This is a genomic window from Rhizobium sp. UFLA01-1127, assembly GCF_059803845.1.
The window spans coordinates 1-16021 of record NZ_JAUQTZ010000054.1; the positions used below are offsets into that span (position 1 = coordinate 1).

The 16021-nt window shown below is 60.0% G+C and carries 13 protein-coding genes; 7 read left to right on the forward strand and 6 right to left on the reverse strand.

Annotated elements, in window-relative coordinates:
• Window positions 1–98: FAD-dependent monooxygenase (locus Q4Q11_RS15470; protein WP_498570059.1), on the reverse strand; the 98-nt coding region annotated here is incomplete at its 3' end.
• Window positions 99–388: 290 nt separating this feature from the next.
• Here Q4Q11_RS15470 and Q4Q11_RS15475 point away from each other — a divergent pair.
• From Q4Q11_RS15475 to Q4Q11_RS15495, 5 genes are all read left to right on the forward strand, one after another.
• Window positions 389–1096 (forward strand): TetR/AcrR family transcriptional regulator, encoded by a 708-nt coding sequence (locus Q4Q11_RS15475; RefSeq protein WP_112509389.1) that lies wholly within the window; start codon window positions 389–391, stop codon window positions 1094–1096.
• A 128-nt stretch (window positions 1097–1224) separates the two neighbouring features.
• A complete protein-coding gene (locus tag Q4Q11_RS15480; protein ID WP_498570034.1) occupies window positions 1225–2382 on the forward strand; it encodes a Gfo/Idh/MocA family protein in 1158 nt (385 codons plus the stop codon).
• Window positions 2383–2394: 12 nt separating this feature from the next.
• Entirely contained in the window at window positions 2395–3570 is a 1176-nt protein-coding gene (locus Q4Q11_RS15485; protein WP_498570035.1) for a dihydrodipicolinate synthase family protein, read from the forward strand.
• Between the two features lie 34 nt (window positions 3571–3604).
• Window positions 3605–4435 (forward strand): sugar phosphate isomerase/epimerase family protein, encoded by an 831-nt coding sequence (locus Q4Q11_RS15490; RefSeq protein WP_498570036.1) that lies wholly within the window; start codon window positions 3605–3607, stop codon window positions 4433–4435.
• A 291-nt stretch (window positions 4436–4726) separates the two neighbouring features.
• The gene (locus Q4Q11_RS15495; protein WP_498570037.1) at window positions 4727–6181 is read left to right on the forward strand and encodes an NCS1 family nucleobase:cation symporter-1; all 1455 of its coding nucleotides are present in this window, start codon (window positions 4727–4729) and stop codon (window positions 6179–6181) included.
• 59 nt (window positions 6182–6240) lie between these two features.
• Here Q4Q11_RS15495 and Q4Q11_RS15500 read toward each other — a convergent pair whose 3' ends face one another.
• Window positions 6241–6960, reverse strand: coding sequence for an ROK family protein (locus Q4Q11_RS15500; protein WP_498570038.1), 720 nt, complete (start codon window positions 6958–6960; stop codon window positions 6241–6243).
• A 40-nt stretch (window positions 6961–7000) separates the two neighbouring features.
• A complete protein-coding gene (locus Q4Q11_RS15505) occupies window positions 7001–9424 on the reverse strand; it encodes a glucan 1,4-alpha-glucosidase (RefSeq protein WP_498570039.1) in 2424 nt (807 codons plus the stop codon).
• Window positions 9425–9805: 381 nt separating this feature from the next.
• On the opposite strand from Q4Q11_RS15505, the gene Q4Q11_RS15510 reads away from it, so the two are divergent.
• Complete coding sequence (locus tag Q4Q11_RS15510; protein WP_498570040.1) at window positions 9806–10819, forward strand: ABC transporter substrate-binding protein; 1014 nt, start codon at window positions 9806–9808, stop codon at window positions 10817–10819.
• A gap of 598 nt (window positions 10820–11417) precedes the next feature.
• Window positions 11418–12347: a GNAT family N-acetyltransferase gene (locus Q4Q11_RS15515; protein ID WP_498570041.1), complete on the forward strand. Its 930-nt coding sequence runs from the start codon at window positions 11418–11420 to the stop codon at window positions 12345–12347.
• Between the two features lie 139 nt (window positions 12348–12486).
• Here Q4Q11_RS15515 and Q4Q11_RS15520 read toward each other — a convergent pair whose 3' ends face one another.
• Genes Q4Q11_RS15520 through Q4Q11_RS15530 form a run of 3 tightly spaced genes read right to left on the reverse strand, consistent with a single transcriptional unit; the run spans window position 12487 to window position 16018 of the window.
• On the reverse strand, window positions 12487–13398 hold the full coding sequence (locus Q4Q11_RS15520; protein WP_498570042.1) for an ABC transporter permease: 912 nt from the start codon (window positions 13396–13398) through the stop codon (window positions 12487–12489).
• A complete protein-coding gene (locus Q4Q11_RS15525) occupies window positions 13395–14498 on the reverse strand; it encodes an ABC transporter permease (RefSeq protein WP_498570043.1) in 1104 nt (367 codons plus the stop codon). The genes Q4Q11_RS15520 and Q4Q11_RS15525 overlap by 4 nt, the downstream gene beginning before the upstream one ends.
• Window positions 14495–16018 carry an ABC transporter ATP-binding protein gene (locus Q4Q11_RS15530; RefSeq protein ID WP_498570044.1) on the reverse strand — a complete coding sequence of 508 codons (1524 nt, stop codon included), beginning with the start codon at window positions 16016–16018 and terminating at the stop codon, window positions 14495–14497. The genes Q4Q11_RS15525 and Q4Q11_RS15530 overlap by 4 nt, the downstream gene beginning before the upstream one ends.
• Window positions 16019–16021 lie beyond the last annotated feature (3 nt).

The window sequence follows — 16021 nt, forward strand, 5'->3', positions numbered from 1 at the left end:
TCATAGATCGCGATATGATGGCCGGACAGGGATAGGGTTTCCGCCGCCATTAGTCCCGCAGGGCCGCCGCCTATGATTGCGATTTGCTTTTTGATCATGCTCACCCGGTGTCGCTAGCCTACCGTTCTCTAGGCCCGGATGAGGTTGGAAAGCAAGGTCGTCACCCTGTCCGGCTCTGTCAATGCCATTCGTTCGAATGGTTGCGGCAGCGGCGCCATTCACCCCTTTCCGGTCGGCATCTGCTGCGATATCAGCACTTAAATCGATATAACCATATGGTTACTAATGCTCTCGATTCGCCAGGGGCTGTCAACTTATGCGATGATCGGTTACTTATCGGCGCGAGGATGGGCCGCATAAGCCTTACGAAATGCCGCCGGGAGCCAGAATGTCGGAAGCCAAGACCGTGAAGAGCAGCGCCAAGAGCGCAGACCTTGCGAATGCAGAAAAAACCTCCTCGCGCACCGCTTCGGAACGGCCCCGCCTCAGGGACGCCGAACGCACCAGCAAGGCTATTCTGGCTGCCGCAACCAAGGAATTTGCAGAGCGCGGTTATGGTGGCGCCCGCGTCGATGCGATCGCCGAGCGCGCCAAGATCAACAAGCGGATGCTCTACCATTATTTCGGCGGCAAGGATGCGCTTTATGTCGCCGTTCTGGAAGGCAGCTATATCGCCATTCGCTCGGCGGAAGCGCGGCTCGATCTCTCGCATCGCTCGCCCGCCGACGGGATGCGGGAGCTGGTCGTCTTCACCTGGCAATATTTCCTGGACCACCCGGAATTCCTGGGGATTCTCAGCACGGAAAACATGCACAAGGCACGCTTTTTGAAGCGTTCGGCGCGCATTTTCGAACTGCATTCACCACTGGTCTCCGAGATTTCCAGCCTGCTCGACCGCGGTGCTGCGGCGGGCGTGTTCCGCAACGACTGCGATCCCGTCAAGATCTATATGAGCATTGCAGCGCTCGGCTCGTTCTTCCTGACGAACCGTTGGACGCTTTCCACCATCTTCCGCCGTAATCTCTCGGACAAGGCCGAAATCGACGCCTGGGGTGAACATATCGTCGAGGTGATCTTCGCCTATCTGCGCCCCTAGAATTTTCGGGGAGACCAGCTCAGCAACGACGGATCACCGCCAGGGCAGCCATTGTCGATGGCCGTTGACAGTATGGCTTCGCCGTGTCAGTTATGTAACTATATAGTTATTTACGGGAGGAAGAACTCATGGCAACGAAGCCAATCGGCATCATCATGCACGGCATTACCGGCCGCATGGGCTATAACCAGCATCTGGTGCGCTCCATCCTGACAATTCGCGAACAGGGTGGCGTTCTGCTGTCGAACGGCGACCGGCTGATGCCCGAGCCGGTGCTTGTCGGCCGCAATGCCGAAAAGATCGAGGCGGTCGCCCGCAAGCACGGTCTTTCGAAGACGACGACCGATCTTGACGCCGCCCTTGCCGATCCGGGCAATACGATCTTCTTCGATGCCGGTTCGACGCAGATGCGTGTCGAGCTCCTCGAGAAAGCGATTGCCGCCGGAATGCATGTCTATTGCGAGAAGCCGATTTCCGAGACCCTCGAGGAAGCGTTGTCGGTTGCGGCTTCGGCCGAACGTCGCGGCGTCAAGAACGGTGTCGTCCAGGACAAGCTGTTTCTGCCGGGACTGCGCAAGATCGCCATGCTGCGCGACAGCGGCTTCTTCGGCAAAATCCTCTCGGTGCGCGGCGAGTTCGGCTATTGGGTTTTCGAAGGCGATTGGGGTGTGAAGGCACAGCGCCCGTCGTGGAACTACCGCAAAAAGGATGGCGGCGGCATGATCCTCGATATGCTGCCGCACTGGCGCTACGTGCTCGACAATCTGTTCGGCGAGGTCAAATCCGTCAGCTGCCTTGGAGCGACGCATATTCCAAGCCGCGTCGACGAGAACGGCAAAACCTATGTCGCCGATGCCGACGATGCGGCCTATGCCACCTTCGAACTTGAAGGCGGTGTCATCGCCCATATCAATTCGTCATGGGCGGTGCGTGTTCGTCGCGACGATCTCGTCACCTTCCAGGTCGACGGCACCCACGGATCGGCCGTCTGCGGCCTGATGCGCTGCTGGACGCAGCACCGGGTCAATACGCCGAAGCCGGTGTGGAACCCCGATCAGCCGCAGCCCATCAATTTCTTCGACACCTGGGAAGAGGTGCCGGACACGCAGGCCTTCGACAATGGCTTCAAGGCGCAGTGGGAACAGTTCCTGTGCCATGTGGCCGAGGACGCGCCGTGGAAGTTCACGCTTCGCGAGGGCGCCAAGGGCGTGCAGCTGGCAGAGCTTGCGCAAAGGAGCTGGGCGGAGCGCCGCTGGATCGACGTGCCTTCTCTTTCGGCTCGCTAGGAGATTGGTTTCATGACGAAAAGTCTTCGCCTGCCGATGGCGGGCGGCGCCATCGCCGCCTTCACCCCTGTGAACGAACCGCTGATCGCGCCTGTGAAGCCGGTCGGCGGTCATCGCTTCAATCGCGTGGCCTATGCCGCTGCGCATGTCGTTGTCGACGCGCTGGCGGACAACGATCCCTGGCTCGATCGCAACATCGGCTGGGAACGCACCATTGCCTTCCGTGAATATCTTTGGGGCCTCGGCCTCGGCGTGGCGGAGGCGATGGACACCGCCCAGCGCGGCATGGGTCTCGACTGGGCCGGCGCGAAGGAGCTGATCGCGCACGCGCAGTCGGCGGCCCGCGGCCGACCGGATGCGGTGATTGCCTATGGCGCCGGCACCGACCACCTCCAGCCCGGTCCCGATGTCACGATCGATGACGTCATCCGCGCTTACGAGGAACAGGTCGCCTATGTAGAAGGGCAGGGCGGCCGTGTCATCCTGATGGCAAGCCGGGCGCTTGCCGCGGCCGCCAAGAGCTCCGACGACTATATCCGGGTCTACGACCGCATTCTTGGTCAGGTCAAAGAGCCAGTCATCATTCACTGGCTCGGTTCGATGTTCGATCCGGCGCTGGCAGGTTACTGGGGATCGGCCGACGACATGCGGGCCATGGAGACCGCGACCGCGATCATCAACCAGAATGCGGTTAAGGTCGATGGCGTAAAGATATCGCTGCTTTCGGCGGAGAAGGAAATCGTCATGCGCCGGCGGCTCGATCCGTCGGTCAAGATGTATACCGGCGACGATTTCAACTATGCCGAACTGATCGCCGGCGACGAACAAGGCTATTCACATGCATTGCTCGGCATCTTCGATGCCGTAGCGCCGGCGGCGAGTGCGGCGCTTGCGAGGCTCGCCGAAAACGACCTCGACGCCTTCCATGCGATCCTGGCGCCGACTGTGCCGCTGTCGCGCCATATCTTCAAGGCACCGACGCGCTTCTACAAGACCGGCGTCGTCTTCCTTGCCTATCTCAATGGCTTCCAGGACCATTTCCAGATGCTCGGCGGTCAGCAGAGCGCCCGTTCGATCCAGCATCTTTCGGAGCTGTTCCGCCTCGCCGATACGGCGCGCGTGCTACGCGATCCGGATCTGGCGACCTATCGGATGAGGGCGGTCCTTGCCACCGTCGGCATCGAATAGAGGAAAAAAGGGATCGGGGGAGGAGGAGATCGCGATGGCGATAGAGGGTCTGTCCATCAACCTGGCGACGGTGCGCCAGCAGTATGACATGCGCCAGGCGGTGGAAGCCTGCTTGCAGCAGGATATCGTTGCGATCGCCCCCTGGCGCGATCAGGTGCACAAGATCGGGCTCTCGGAAGCCGCCCGCATCGTTGCTGACAACAGGCTGAAAGTCACCGGGCTTTGCCGCGGCGGCATGTTTCCTGCCGCGCATGCGGAGGGCAGGGGGGCGGCGATCGACGACAACAAGCGCGCGATCGACGAAGCGGCGGCGCTCAATGCAGATTGCCTCGTTCTCGTCGTCGGCGGTCTGCCGGAAGGATCGAAGGATATCGCTCATGCCCGCGAGATGGTGGCCGACGGCATTGCCGCCATCCTGCCCCATGCCCGAAGTGCGGGGATTCCGCTGGCGATCGAGCCGCTGCATCCGATGTACGCGGCCGATCGAGCCTGCGTGAACACGCTGGAGCAGGCGCTCGATATTTGCGATCTTTTGGGTGAAGGCATCGGCGTCGCCGTCGATGTCTATCACGTCTGGTGGGATCCGAAGCTCCATGAACAGATCGCGCGGGCCGGTGCCGGTGGCCGGATTCTCGCACATCATATCTGCGACTGGCTCGTTCCGACCACCGATCTGCTGCTCGATCGCGGCATGATGGGCGACGGTGTCATCGATCTCAAGCGCATCCGCGCGGAGATTGAGAAGGCTGGCTTTTTCGGTCCGCAGGAAGTGGAGATTTTCTCTCAGAATAATTGGTGGAAGCGGCCGGGCGAGGAGGTTCTCACCACCTGCATCGAGCGCTTCCATACCGTTTGCCGAGCTTGAGCGGTTCAGACAGCAATCGGCAATAAAAAAGCGCCGGATCGACGCGGTGTGATATGATACACTTACTTAGGACATTCGGTTGGTGTTTGCCGACCGCTTTCGGTCAAGTGAGCAGTTGGGGCCGAGTTTCGATATCCAGCTGGAAAAGGTTGATTTCAGGCAGCTATGGGCGACAATCAGCTCGCGAGTACTCTGCCTGGCATCGGACGATCCAGAGTGGAGCACCAAATCGAACGGGCCTTACGCGTGCCGGAAGGTTCTGACAAACCGCGAAAGACGGGGGAGAGGGGAATGACAATACAAAATCCATCACCTTCATTGTACAATGACGATCTGGCGCCCGCCGAGGAGAGGAAGTGGGGCGCATTCAGTATCTTCAATGTGTGGACCTCAGACGTTCACAGCCTTTGGGGATATTATCTTGCGGCGAGCCTTTTCCTGCTGTGCGGCAGCTTCCTCAATTTTGTGATCGCGATCGGTATCGGCTCGCTGGTCATCTTTTTCCTGATGAGCCTGGTCGGTAATGCCGGTGTTAAAACGGGTGTACCTTTCCCGGTTCTCGCTCGTGCCTCGTTTGGAACGTTCGGCGCAAATGTCCCCGCCCTGGTGCGGGCCGTCGTCGCCTGCTTCTGGTATGGCGCCCAGACCGCGGCGGCGTCAGGCGCCATCGTCGCCCTTCTCATCCGCAACGAGAACATTCTCGCATTCCATCAGAATAGCCACATGCTCGGCCATTCGACGTTGGAGGTCATTTGCTACGTCGTCGTCTGGGCGCTGCAGCTTTTGATCATCCAGCGCGGCATGGAAACGGTGCGCAAATTTCAGGACTTGGCCGGCCCTGCCGTCTGGATCATGATGCTGGTGCTTGCGGTCTATCTTGTCGTCAAGTCTGGCACCTTTTCCTTCGGCAGTGAAATACCGCGCGACGTTCTGCTTGAAAAGACGAAGGATGCCGGCGTGCCTGGTGAGCCGGGATCCTTGCCGGCGCTTGCCGCTGTCGCGGCCACATGGATCACTTATTTCGCAGCGCTTTACCTGAATTTCTGCGACTTTTCACGTTATGCCACGGACACCAAGACTTTGCGCAAGGGCAATCTCTGGGGGCTGCCGATCAATTTGCTCGCCTTCTGCCTCGTGGCCGGCGTGACAACCACGGCGGCCTTCACCGTCTATGGCGAAGTACTTCTGCATCCCGAAGCGATCTCGGCGAAATTCGACAGCTGGTTCCTGGCACTGCTTGCTGCATTGACCTTCGCGGTCGCAACGCTCGGCATCAATGTGGTCGCGAACTTCGTTTCGCCGGCGTTCGATTTCTCGAACGTCTTTCCCCGGCAGATCAGCTTCAAGCGCGGCGGCTATATTGCGGCCCTGATCGCGCTGGTGCTTTATCCTTTCGCGCCGTGGGAGACGAGTGCCGCGCATTTCGTCAACTTCATCGGTTCGAGCATGGGGCCGATTTTCGGGATCATGATGGTGGACTATTATCTGATCCGGAAAGGTGAGCTGAACGTTGCGGCGCTCTACCACGAAAGCGGCGAGTTTCGCTTCCAGAACGGCTGGCACAGAAATGCCTTCATCGCCCTTGTGATCGGTGCGCTGTTCTCGTCGATCCTGCCGACCTTCACATCAATCCTGCCGGAGTGGTGGGGGACCTACGGCTGGTTCTTCGGCGTCGGTATTGGAGGCGCCGTCTATTATCTGTTGCGTATGAGTGCTCGCGGCTCCGCCGTCGGCGCTGCGACTTAAAGCAAGGAAATAGAGCATGGTGCCGCCCGAAAGCCGACCACGCTTTTCGGCATCATGCTCTAGAAACGCAAGCTTTCGTCCTTCCACAGCCGAAAGCCGCCGAGAAAGGCATTTTCGTTGTCACCGGCGCGGCAGCGTTCAGGCAGCGTCTTGAGCTTTCCGACATTGCCGCCACCGATGACGGTTTCATGCGGCAGCAATGCTGCTTGCAGCTTGCCCACGACCTTCTCCACCGATTTGCGCCATTTCTTCTTGCCGTATTTTTCGAGGCCCCGCTCGCCGACGAAATCTTCGAACGTCTCATCCTTCCTGTAGGGCAGATGGGCCAGCTCCATGGGCAAGCAGACGTAATTGACGATCATTGCCGAACCCAACCCCGTACCCAATCCAAGAAAAAGCATATTGCCGCCGTTATAGCCGCCGATTGCCTGCAAGACCGCATCGTTGACGAGCCTGACAGGCTTGCCGAAAGCTGCGGATAGGTCGAAGCCTTTCCAGCCGGGACCCAGGTTGTGTGGTTCGAGCGCCGGTTTGTTGTCGGTGACCGGACCGGGATAGCCCATGCCGATGACGTCATATTGCCAGTCGGCGGTCAGTTCCTTGACAGCCTCCACCATCTTTTGCGCCGACATTGCCGTACCGGAGACAGCGGCACGCCGGTCGCTACCCGAACTCAGGCGTACTTTGACATGCGAACCGCCAAGATCGATTGCGAGTACGACGAGATCTTTCGATGTCGTGGACGTCGGTTGCTTGGGCGCTTTTAGTTTGGCACTCACGATGCATGACTCCTCAAGGTACGTCTATTGCCAATAACGTCTAGCGAGTGCCTGCGACCACTGCTACCGAGAAGTCCATCCCTTCCCAATGGTCGGTATCGGGCCAATAGAAGGTGAAGGCGATGACACTTCCCTTCTCCAGCCGCTCGGTCGCAAGCTCCGCCACGTCGATGCCGAAGCCGTTTTCGCGAGTTTCGATATCGCCTTTGCTTTTCCAGCCGTCGGAGCTCCAACGGACGACGGCTTTCGCCATCACCTCGATCCTGAGGCGCTTGCCGGCAAGAACCTGCGATGTCTTGTTGTTGAAACGCCAGAGTATGAAGGGGGCGGTCGTCTTGTTTTTGATGTAGCGTTCGACGCCTTGCGGCGGCATGTCGAAGACGGCGTTGTCTCTCAGCGAACGCAGCAGCTTGATATGCTCGGCATGAGCCCAGACGAGCGGCATGGCGCTTCCGGAAGGTTTGCCGAATATAAGACCTCGTTCGGGGAGATCGGGTCGGTCCCAGACCTGTTCGGGCAGCAGGCCACCCGGCCCTGCGGAGCCTTCAAGAGCGCTGAGCAATGCGACCGCGGCCTCTTGCTTGCCGGCCGCAAGCTCGTAATGGGCTCTTTCGCCGGCAAGCAGGGGCCAGAGGCGGCCGATGCCGGTGCCGTCGAATGGCCCGCCATCGTCATGCTCGCCATAGCCGTCGCCCGTATAGCGATACCATAGCGGCCCTTGCGGCAGGTCGCATTTGAGCTGTGCGTCGATGACTTTCACCGTGTCGAGGATGCGCGGATCGTTGGCGGCGCGCAATCCGAACCGGACCAGCGCCAGGGCATCCGGGCTGACGACGCGGGCCGTCGGCAGATATGAATCCGCCGGCGGTCGGTTCTTGATCGGTACGAAGCCGTCGGCCGGCGAAGCGCCATCGGCAATATCGGGCGGGGCGATGCGCACATAATATCCCTTGACCCCGAGGTCGGCAGTGGCTGTATCGGCGGCGACATAGGTCCAGCGCTCGACCTGGTCGTTCCAGGCATCTGCCGTCTGCCGAAGGTAGTCTGCATCGTGATTACGGCCCGCAATTTCCAGGATATCGGCGGCGGCGAGCAGCGCGGCGATCTCGACGGCGAGGGTGAAGGGAGAAAAGCCGCCATCCTCTTCCCAGCGATCCTCGCCTGTTACCGGGCCATTGACCACAACATAGCGCGCCGCTCGTTCAACCATCGAGACATAGGACAGGAGAGCATCGCCGGTGAGCGCTCCCTCGCGGCGCAGCGCGTCGGCAAGCAGGATCGGAAAGGCGCACTCGTCCATCTGTATGCCGGTCCAGTAGGGCTCACCGTCTAGCCAGGCGTTCTGCGGCCAATGCCCGTCCGCCTCCTGGATCGCTCGAAGATAGGCAAGGATGCGCAGCGCATCCTGCGGGGCGCCGGCCGCAAGGAAACCGCCGGCGGTCTCGACGAGGTCGCGCGGCCAGACCAAATGATAGCCGCCAAGATCCTCGTCGCCTTTGGCAAAGCCCCAGGGAATCGACAGCGAGGCGACTGCCGGCCCTTCGAAGGACAGGGGCCGATGCGTTGCGAGAACGGCGGTCGATATTCGATAGCGGTTGAGCTCAGGCGGCGGCGCCCTCGGTTCATCCAGCGGCAGCAGGGTGCTTTGCCATTTCCGCCAGTCGGCGACATAGGAGCGCTCCGCCTCCTCGTAGCCGGCCTGCAGGCTGGCGAGCGCATTGTAGCCCGCTTCCTCCGGGCGGTTTCCGAAGCCAAGCGAGAGGAGGACGGTATCGCTGCCGGCGGTAAGATCGATTTCGCCGGTCAGCGCAACGTTGCCGTTGACTGCGTGGGTGACGCGCGGATCCAATTCTCCGGCGTTCTGCAGCTGGCGCCAGCCGTCGGAAATGCCGACATAGCCGGCAGAGGCCGTTTTCCATCCGCCGCTGACAGCAAGCGCCAGCGCAACGCCGTGCGTGCCCGTCGCGAAAAGCATCGGCGTGCCCTTGTAGTCGCCCACCCAGCCGGTATTGCCGCGGCCGGCATTGATCAGATGCGGGGCGGCAAGCATATAGAGCCGATAGTCGTGAACCTCTCCCTGCAGCGCTTCGAACGATATCTGCTGAAGCAAGCTGCTCCGCACGGGATCAACGATAATATGCTTGATGAGGCGGTAGCGCCTATCGAGTGCCGTGTTGACGAGCCGATAGGCCGGAACGCCATCTTCGATCGTTGTGACGACACTTTCGCTATCCCGCTTTTCCTCGGAAAAATAGCCGTCCGGACCGGTAACGATCAGGCCAAGGTCGCGGGTGCAGGCGCAATCGACGCGCGGAAAATAAACTTCGTTGAGGATGCCGTGGCTGAGCGTGAACCAGATGTGGCAAGCCGGCGAGAGTGCCGTACCGACACCGCTCTTCGCGCTGGATGTCCAGCGAGGGGCGATACCCTGCGCATTGGAGCCCGAAGTGTCGTCCTGTGCCATGGGTCCATCTCCGTTGTCATTGCAATCTGCTCCGGCGTACCGGCTTCGGCAAGAGCTGAGCGCCGCGATTTCGGAATGATGCATCCGCTGTCACCCAGACAGCCGGTCTTGCCAGGGATCGTCCGGTCTGCTCTCATCGATTGCGCGATTACCCTCGCCGATCAGCCTTTGATTGGTTCTGCTGCCGCCGCAAGCGTCAGCCGTCTTGCGATGTTCGGCGGTTCGCTGCCACGGCAAAGACAAAAGCCTCGATTTCGCTGCGCTCGCTGTTCCATTGAAAGCTGACTGAAAGGTTGCTGGCGCTAGCCTCGTCGAGCTTCAGGAGGAAGCGCGTGCCGCGCGGTGATCAATCGGCGGCACATCAATGGTGAGGAGGACTTCATGCGTGCATCCAGCATTCTCAAATATTCGACGGCTTTTTCCCTTGCGCTAGCCGCAGCCTCGTTCGCGACGACGGCGGCGCAGGCGGCCGGCAAGATTTCCATCATGGTGGGCGGCTACGAAAAGCAGATCTACCTGCCGGCCAAGCTTGCCGAAGGGCTCGGCTATTTCAAGGAAGAGGGTCTTGACGTCGAGCTTCTCAACGAGCCTGCGGGCGTCGATGCGGAAAACGAGATGCTTGCAGGCGCCGTCCAGGGCGTCGTCGGCTTCTATGACCATTGCATCGATCTCCAGGGCAAGGGCAAGTTCGTCGAATCGGTCGTGCAGTTCAGCCAGGCGCCCGGCGAAGTCGAACTGGTCTCGGCCAAGCATCCGGAGATCAAGTCCCCTGCCGATTTCAAGGGCAAGAGCCTTGGCGTCACGGGCCTTGGTTCCTCGACCAATTTCCTGACGCAGTATCTGGCCGTCAAGGCCGGCCTGAAGCTTGGGCAATTCACCTCCGTTCCGGTCGGCGCCGGCCAGACCTTCATCGCCGCCATGCAGCAGGACGCCATCCAGGCCGGCATGACGACCGAGCCGACGGTCTCGCGTCTTTTGAAGACCGGCGAGGCCAAGGTCCTCATCGACATGCGCACGATGGACGGAACCAGGGCGGCACTGGGCGGGACCTATCCGGCTGCATCCCTCTACATGCAGGAATCGTGGGTCAAAGATCACAAGCAGGAAACGCAGAAGCTTGCGAACGCCTTCGTCAAGACGCTGCATTTCATCAACACCCATTCGGCCGCCGAGATTGCCGACAAGATGCCTAAGGACTTCTATGTCGGCGACAAGGACGGCTATGTGAAGGCGCTGGAAAACGGCAAGGCGATGTTCACGCCTGATGGTGTGATGCCGGAAGACGGTCCGAAGACCGTTCTTGCCGTTCTTTCCGAGTTTTCCAAGAACGTTCAGGGCAAGTCCATCGACCTGTCGAGGACCTACACGACGGAATTCGTCAAGAACGCCAAGTAAGTCGGCTGGGTTCGGCCGCTTCCGGAAAGGACCGGAGGCGGCCGCTGCCGAAAACTCTATCGCCGAATGAACGAGCCAATGCTTGAAGCGCCGGCTCGCCCGTTCCTGCCTCGCTTATTGGGCAATGTTCCGATCGCGTCGAAGACGCGGGCCATGTACGTCAGCGCGACAATATTTATGTCATCGTTCAGCTTGGCATTTTCGATAGGTTGCGCCCCTTCCTCGAGATGATTGGCAATTTCAAACGTCACATTGCTGTATATTCGCATGTGAAATCTCCACTTTGGAAATATAGAGAACGATCTTATTTCAGAAGTTCTGTTGTGTCGGAAAAATGTGTTGATTTATTTTGAAGTGCGCTCGATTGTGCTATGAGGATATTTCATCGTCCGCAGTTTCGTCCGCACTATTGCAACACCTGTTTGAATGCGAATGAAAAGTGGGATCCAGCCGGAAGCCGTGAAACCGCCACCGTCCTTTGAACTGCACATGTCCCATGGGCTGCCGCGCACCTGAACGGGAGATACTTTGGGGATGCTGCAGCAACTGACCAACTAGAAGAAGCAAGTGCGGATGTTTGTTTTAGAGGAGACCCGGAGTGCTGGATCCTTTGATACCGACAATATTTCACGAGCACTGGTGGCTCGACGCCGCGACGAAGGGGCGAGCCGAGATCTCCGAGGTGACCGAAGGTGGGCGGACAGTGGGCCGGCTGCCCTATGTCAAGGAAACGAGACTCGGCCTGCATAGCATCAATATGCCGACCCTTACCCACTTTCTCGGCCCGGGCATCAACGACGGATCGGGTAGCGAGCCAAACCGCTTCGTGAGGCGTCAGGCGATCACACGCGAGCTCATCCGCAGGCTCCCGCAGTTCTCTTCATTCCGTCAGAAGCTCCACCACAACGTCAAGGATGTGCTGGCTTTTCAGGCCGAAGATTTCGAGGTGACGGCTCAGTTCACGTTTGAAGTCGGTCCGGCGCCTCAGGAGGTCATGTGGAAAGCGATGCGGGACAAGACCCGAAACGTCATCCGGCGCGGGGAGGAACGCTACGGCGTCTCGAACACGATGGACCCGCCGGCATTCTTTCGCTTTTTCAGCGCCAATCTCAGGGCCAGAGGGGGCAAGCCCAATATCGACTTCGCGACCTGCACGGATGTCGTCACCAGGGCGCTCGATCGCGGACGTGGCCATTTCCGCGTCGCTGTGGATGACAGAGGCGATGCCAGGGCGGCTATCTTTTGCGTCTGGGACGCCAGATCCTATTACTACATGCTATCGACACGCACGGTCGACAGCGGCAATTGCGCGATCCCCCTGCTGATTTGGAGTGCCATGAAAAGCGCCGCCTCGATGGGGCTGGTCTTCGACTTCGATGGTGTGGCCAGTGCCGGCTCCATCCTGCTCTATTCCGGCTTCGGCGGCACCGTTTCTCCGCGCTACATTGTGATGAAATCGAATACCCTCTACCAGACTTTGCGCAAGATCCGCCGCATCAACCCCAAGGTTTCCAACCGCTTTCTTTGAGGACGAGCACGCTGCGGCCAAATTGGCGGGATGCCTGTGCTCGCTTGAAATCCATGACGGGTGCAGTTGCGCGAAAATTATGCACGTCCCGATGCTTGAAGCATCGACTGAACGTCCACCAAACAAGCGGCAGCAGAAGTCATCGCTCAAAAGGTTCGCCGAGCGAGGCGACACCGTTGAGCTTGAGCAAGCGACGGTCTGCGGAGATGATGCCCAGGACGATAATCGTCACGAGATAAGGAAGACATGCGAGCAGTTGTGAGGGCACGGCAATTCCGGTCGCCTGAGCGGCGAGCCCCATAAGCGATACGGCACCAAACAGGCACGCACCCAGGAAAATCCTCGTTGTCAGCCAGGTTCCGAACACGACAAGAGCGATGGCAATCCAGCCGCGGCCGGCGATCATGCCATCCGCCCAGAGCGGCGTGTAGATCGTCGAGGCGTAGGCACCGGCAAAGCCTGCCATCATGCCGCCGAACGCCACTGTGGCGAAGCGTATCGCAATGATCGGATAGCCGATGGCGTGAGCGGCTTTCGGATTTTCACCGACGGCGCGAAGGATCAAACCGACTTTGCCGTAGGCAAACGATGCCCATATGCCAATGGTCAGGACAAGCGAAATCCAGACGACGATATCCTGACTGAACAGGCCGCCGATGAGCGGAATTTGCGAAAGCCTGGGGATTGCGATCTTCGGCAGCGTCGCGACCGTCAAGCTCTCGTAGCTTTTGCCGAACAGCGCCGAAAGACCCTGGCCGAGTATCCCGAGCGCAAGGCCGGCCGCGACCTGATTGGCGTTGAAGCCGAGAACGATCGCGGCAAAAATCATCGACAGGAGCGCGCTCCCGAGACCCGCCGCGAGGAAAGCAAGAAAATGTCCGCCGCCGTGATAGACGACAATAAACGCGATGACGGCACCAAGCGCCATCAACCCCTCGACGCCGAGATTGAGGACGCCAGCGCGCTCGGCAATAAGCTCCCCTAGAGCTGCCAGCAGAAACGGCGTTGCGGCTGCCAGCATGCCCGCGAGAATGAACTCAATAGCGTTCATGATGAGCTCCGAGCCGGTGAAATGGGGCGCCATGCGATGCGGTAGCGCACGAAGGTCACGGCGACGAGGTAGATGAGGAGCAGGCTGCCCTGGAATACGCGGACGGCGGCAATCGGCAGATTGGCGGAAACCATGGCATTGTCGCCGCCGATGTAGAGCGCCGCCATGATGATCGAAGAGACGACGATACCGATCGGATTGAGACCGCCAAGATAAGCGACGATGATCGCCGCGTAGCCATATCCCGTCGAGATGGAACGCTGCAGCTGGCCGAGAGGTCCGGCAACCTCGGCGGCGCCGGCAAGACCGGCTGCCGCGCCCCCGATAATCAGCGAAAGCCAGATCGCCCTGCTCTCCTTGAAGCCGGCATAACCCGCAGCTCGGGGAGCCAGGCCGCCAACCTGCAATTTGTATCCGGCGAAGCTTTTCTGCATGAAGAACCATGCTGCAATCGACAGAACAACAGCTAAAAGAAGCGAGACGTTGACGCGCGTCCCTTCGAACAGAATCGGCACCATCGCATCGTATTGGAACATGACCGACTGCGGGAAATTGAAGCCGCCGGGATCTTTCCATGGACCAAGAAGCAGATAGTTGAGCAATTGGGCGGCAACAAAACTCAGCATCAGCGAAACGAGGATTTCATTGGCATTGAGCCTGACACGCCAGAAGGCTGTCAGCGAGGCCCATAACGCGCCGCCGATCGTGCCGAGCAGCAGCATTGCCGGCCAGATCCACTGGCCCGTTGCCTGCGGCATCCAGATGGGTATGGCGGAGGCGAAGATCGCGCCGAGGATGAATTGGCCCTCGGCGCCGATGTTGAACACCTTTGCCCGAAAGCCGATTGCCAAGCCTTGTGCAATGAGAAGCAGCGGCCCGGTCTTCAGCAAGACTTCGGAGAATGACGCCCATGAGAAGAACGGCTCGATCAGCATGGCGTAGAGCACCGCCGCCGGATCGCGGCCCATGGCTACGTAAAGACCGAGATTGAGAACGATGGTGGCGATGAGAGCGATTACCGGTGCGAGCAGCTTCGCAACGAACGAGGCTCGATCGCGCCGGGCCAATGTGGGGAGGGCAGCGGAAAGCGAATGGCTCATGCGGATGCCTTCTCACGTTGGGACTGCGCGCCGATCATGTATCGACCGATCTCCTCCGATTTCGTATCGCGGGTGACGAGCGGTGGGCTCAGCGTGCCGTGGTAAAGGACCTGGATAAAATCGCTGAGCTCGAACAATTCCTCGAGCTCTTCGGATATGACGAGAATGGCCATACCTTGATTGCGCAGCTCGATCAGCCGCTTGCGAATGGCGGAGGCCGCGCCAACATCGACGCCCCAGGTCGGTTGCGCAAGGAAGAGCAGTTTCGGCGCCAGCATGATTTCGCGCCCGACAATGAACTTCTGCAGATTTCCTCCCGAAAGCGAGCCTGCTTCCGCATCCGGGCCGGGGGTGCGCACGTCATAGGTCCGGATGCATTCGTTTGCGAAGTCGGTCGCCTTGGCGCTGTCGAGCAGGCCATGTCTCACGAGCTTCATGGGATGAGCTGTCAGCAGGCTGTTGAGCGTCAGCGACATTTCGGGGACGGCGCCATGGCCGAGCCGGTCTTCCGGAACGAAAGCAAATCCCAGCTTCCGGCGGTCGGCAGCGTCGAGGCTGCCAACATCCCATCCCATCATGAAGATCTGGTCGCGCTTGTCCCGGGGCAGGGCCGTTTCTCCCGAAATCAGCGCGGCGAGTTCCTTCTGCCCATTTCCGGAGATACCGGCAATGCCGAGAATTTCGCCGCTGCGCACAGTCAGGCTGATGGTGGAGAGCGGCATGCCGAAGGGATCGTCCGGCCGATAGTCCAGGCCGATGATCTCCAGTCGCTTTTCGCCATCGGCCAAAGGCATGGTGGGTATGGCTTCCGGCATGTCGCGGCCGATCATCATGCGGGCAAGATCATGGGCGTCATGGTCACGCGGGTCCACATGCCCGGTTATGCGCCCGCCACGCAGAATGGTCGCGCGGTCGCACAGCGACTGGATCTCTTCCAGCTTGTGCGAGATGAAGAGGATCGAGACGCCGCCATCGCGTAACCTGCGGAGTGTCTCAAACAGCTTCCCGACGGCCTGCGGCGGCAGGACCGATGTCGGCTCGTCCAGGATCAGCAGCTTTGGGTCGGTCATCAGGCAGCGGATGATTTCCACCCGCTGCCGCTCGCCGACAGACAGTTCGTGCACATGGGCGAGCGGATCGACTTCGAGACCGAATTCGTTCCCCAATGTGCGGATGCGCTGCGCGAGTTCTCCCCTCCGGCCTGATACGATCAGACGGATGTTTTCGACAACCGTGAGGCTCTCGAACAGGGAGAAATGCTGAAAGACCATCCCGATGCCGGCGCGTCTCGCCTCCGCGGGGGAGGCGAGGCTAAGCGGCTGCCCATTCCACGCGATCGTTCCCTCATCCGGCCGCTCGACGCCGTAAATCAGCTTCATCAGGGTCGATTTGCCGGCACCATTCTCGCCAAGGATGGCATGGATCGAGCGGGGCGCGACGTCGAGGTCGATATGCTGGTTGGCGTGGATCCGACCGTAGCTTTTGGAGATACCGCGCAGCGATAAAAGCGGGATGGCCATGAG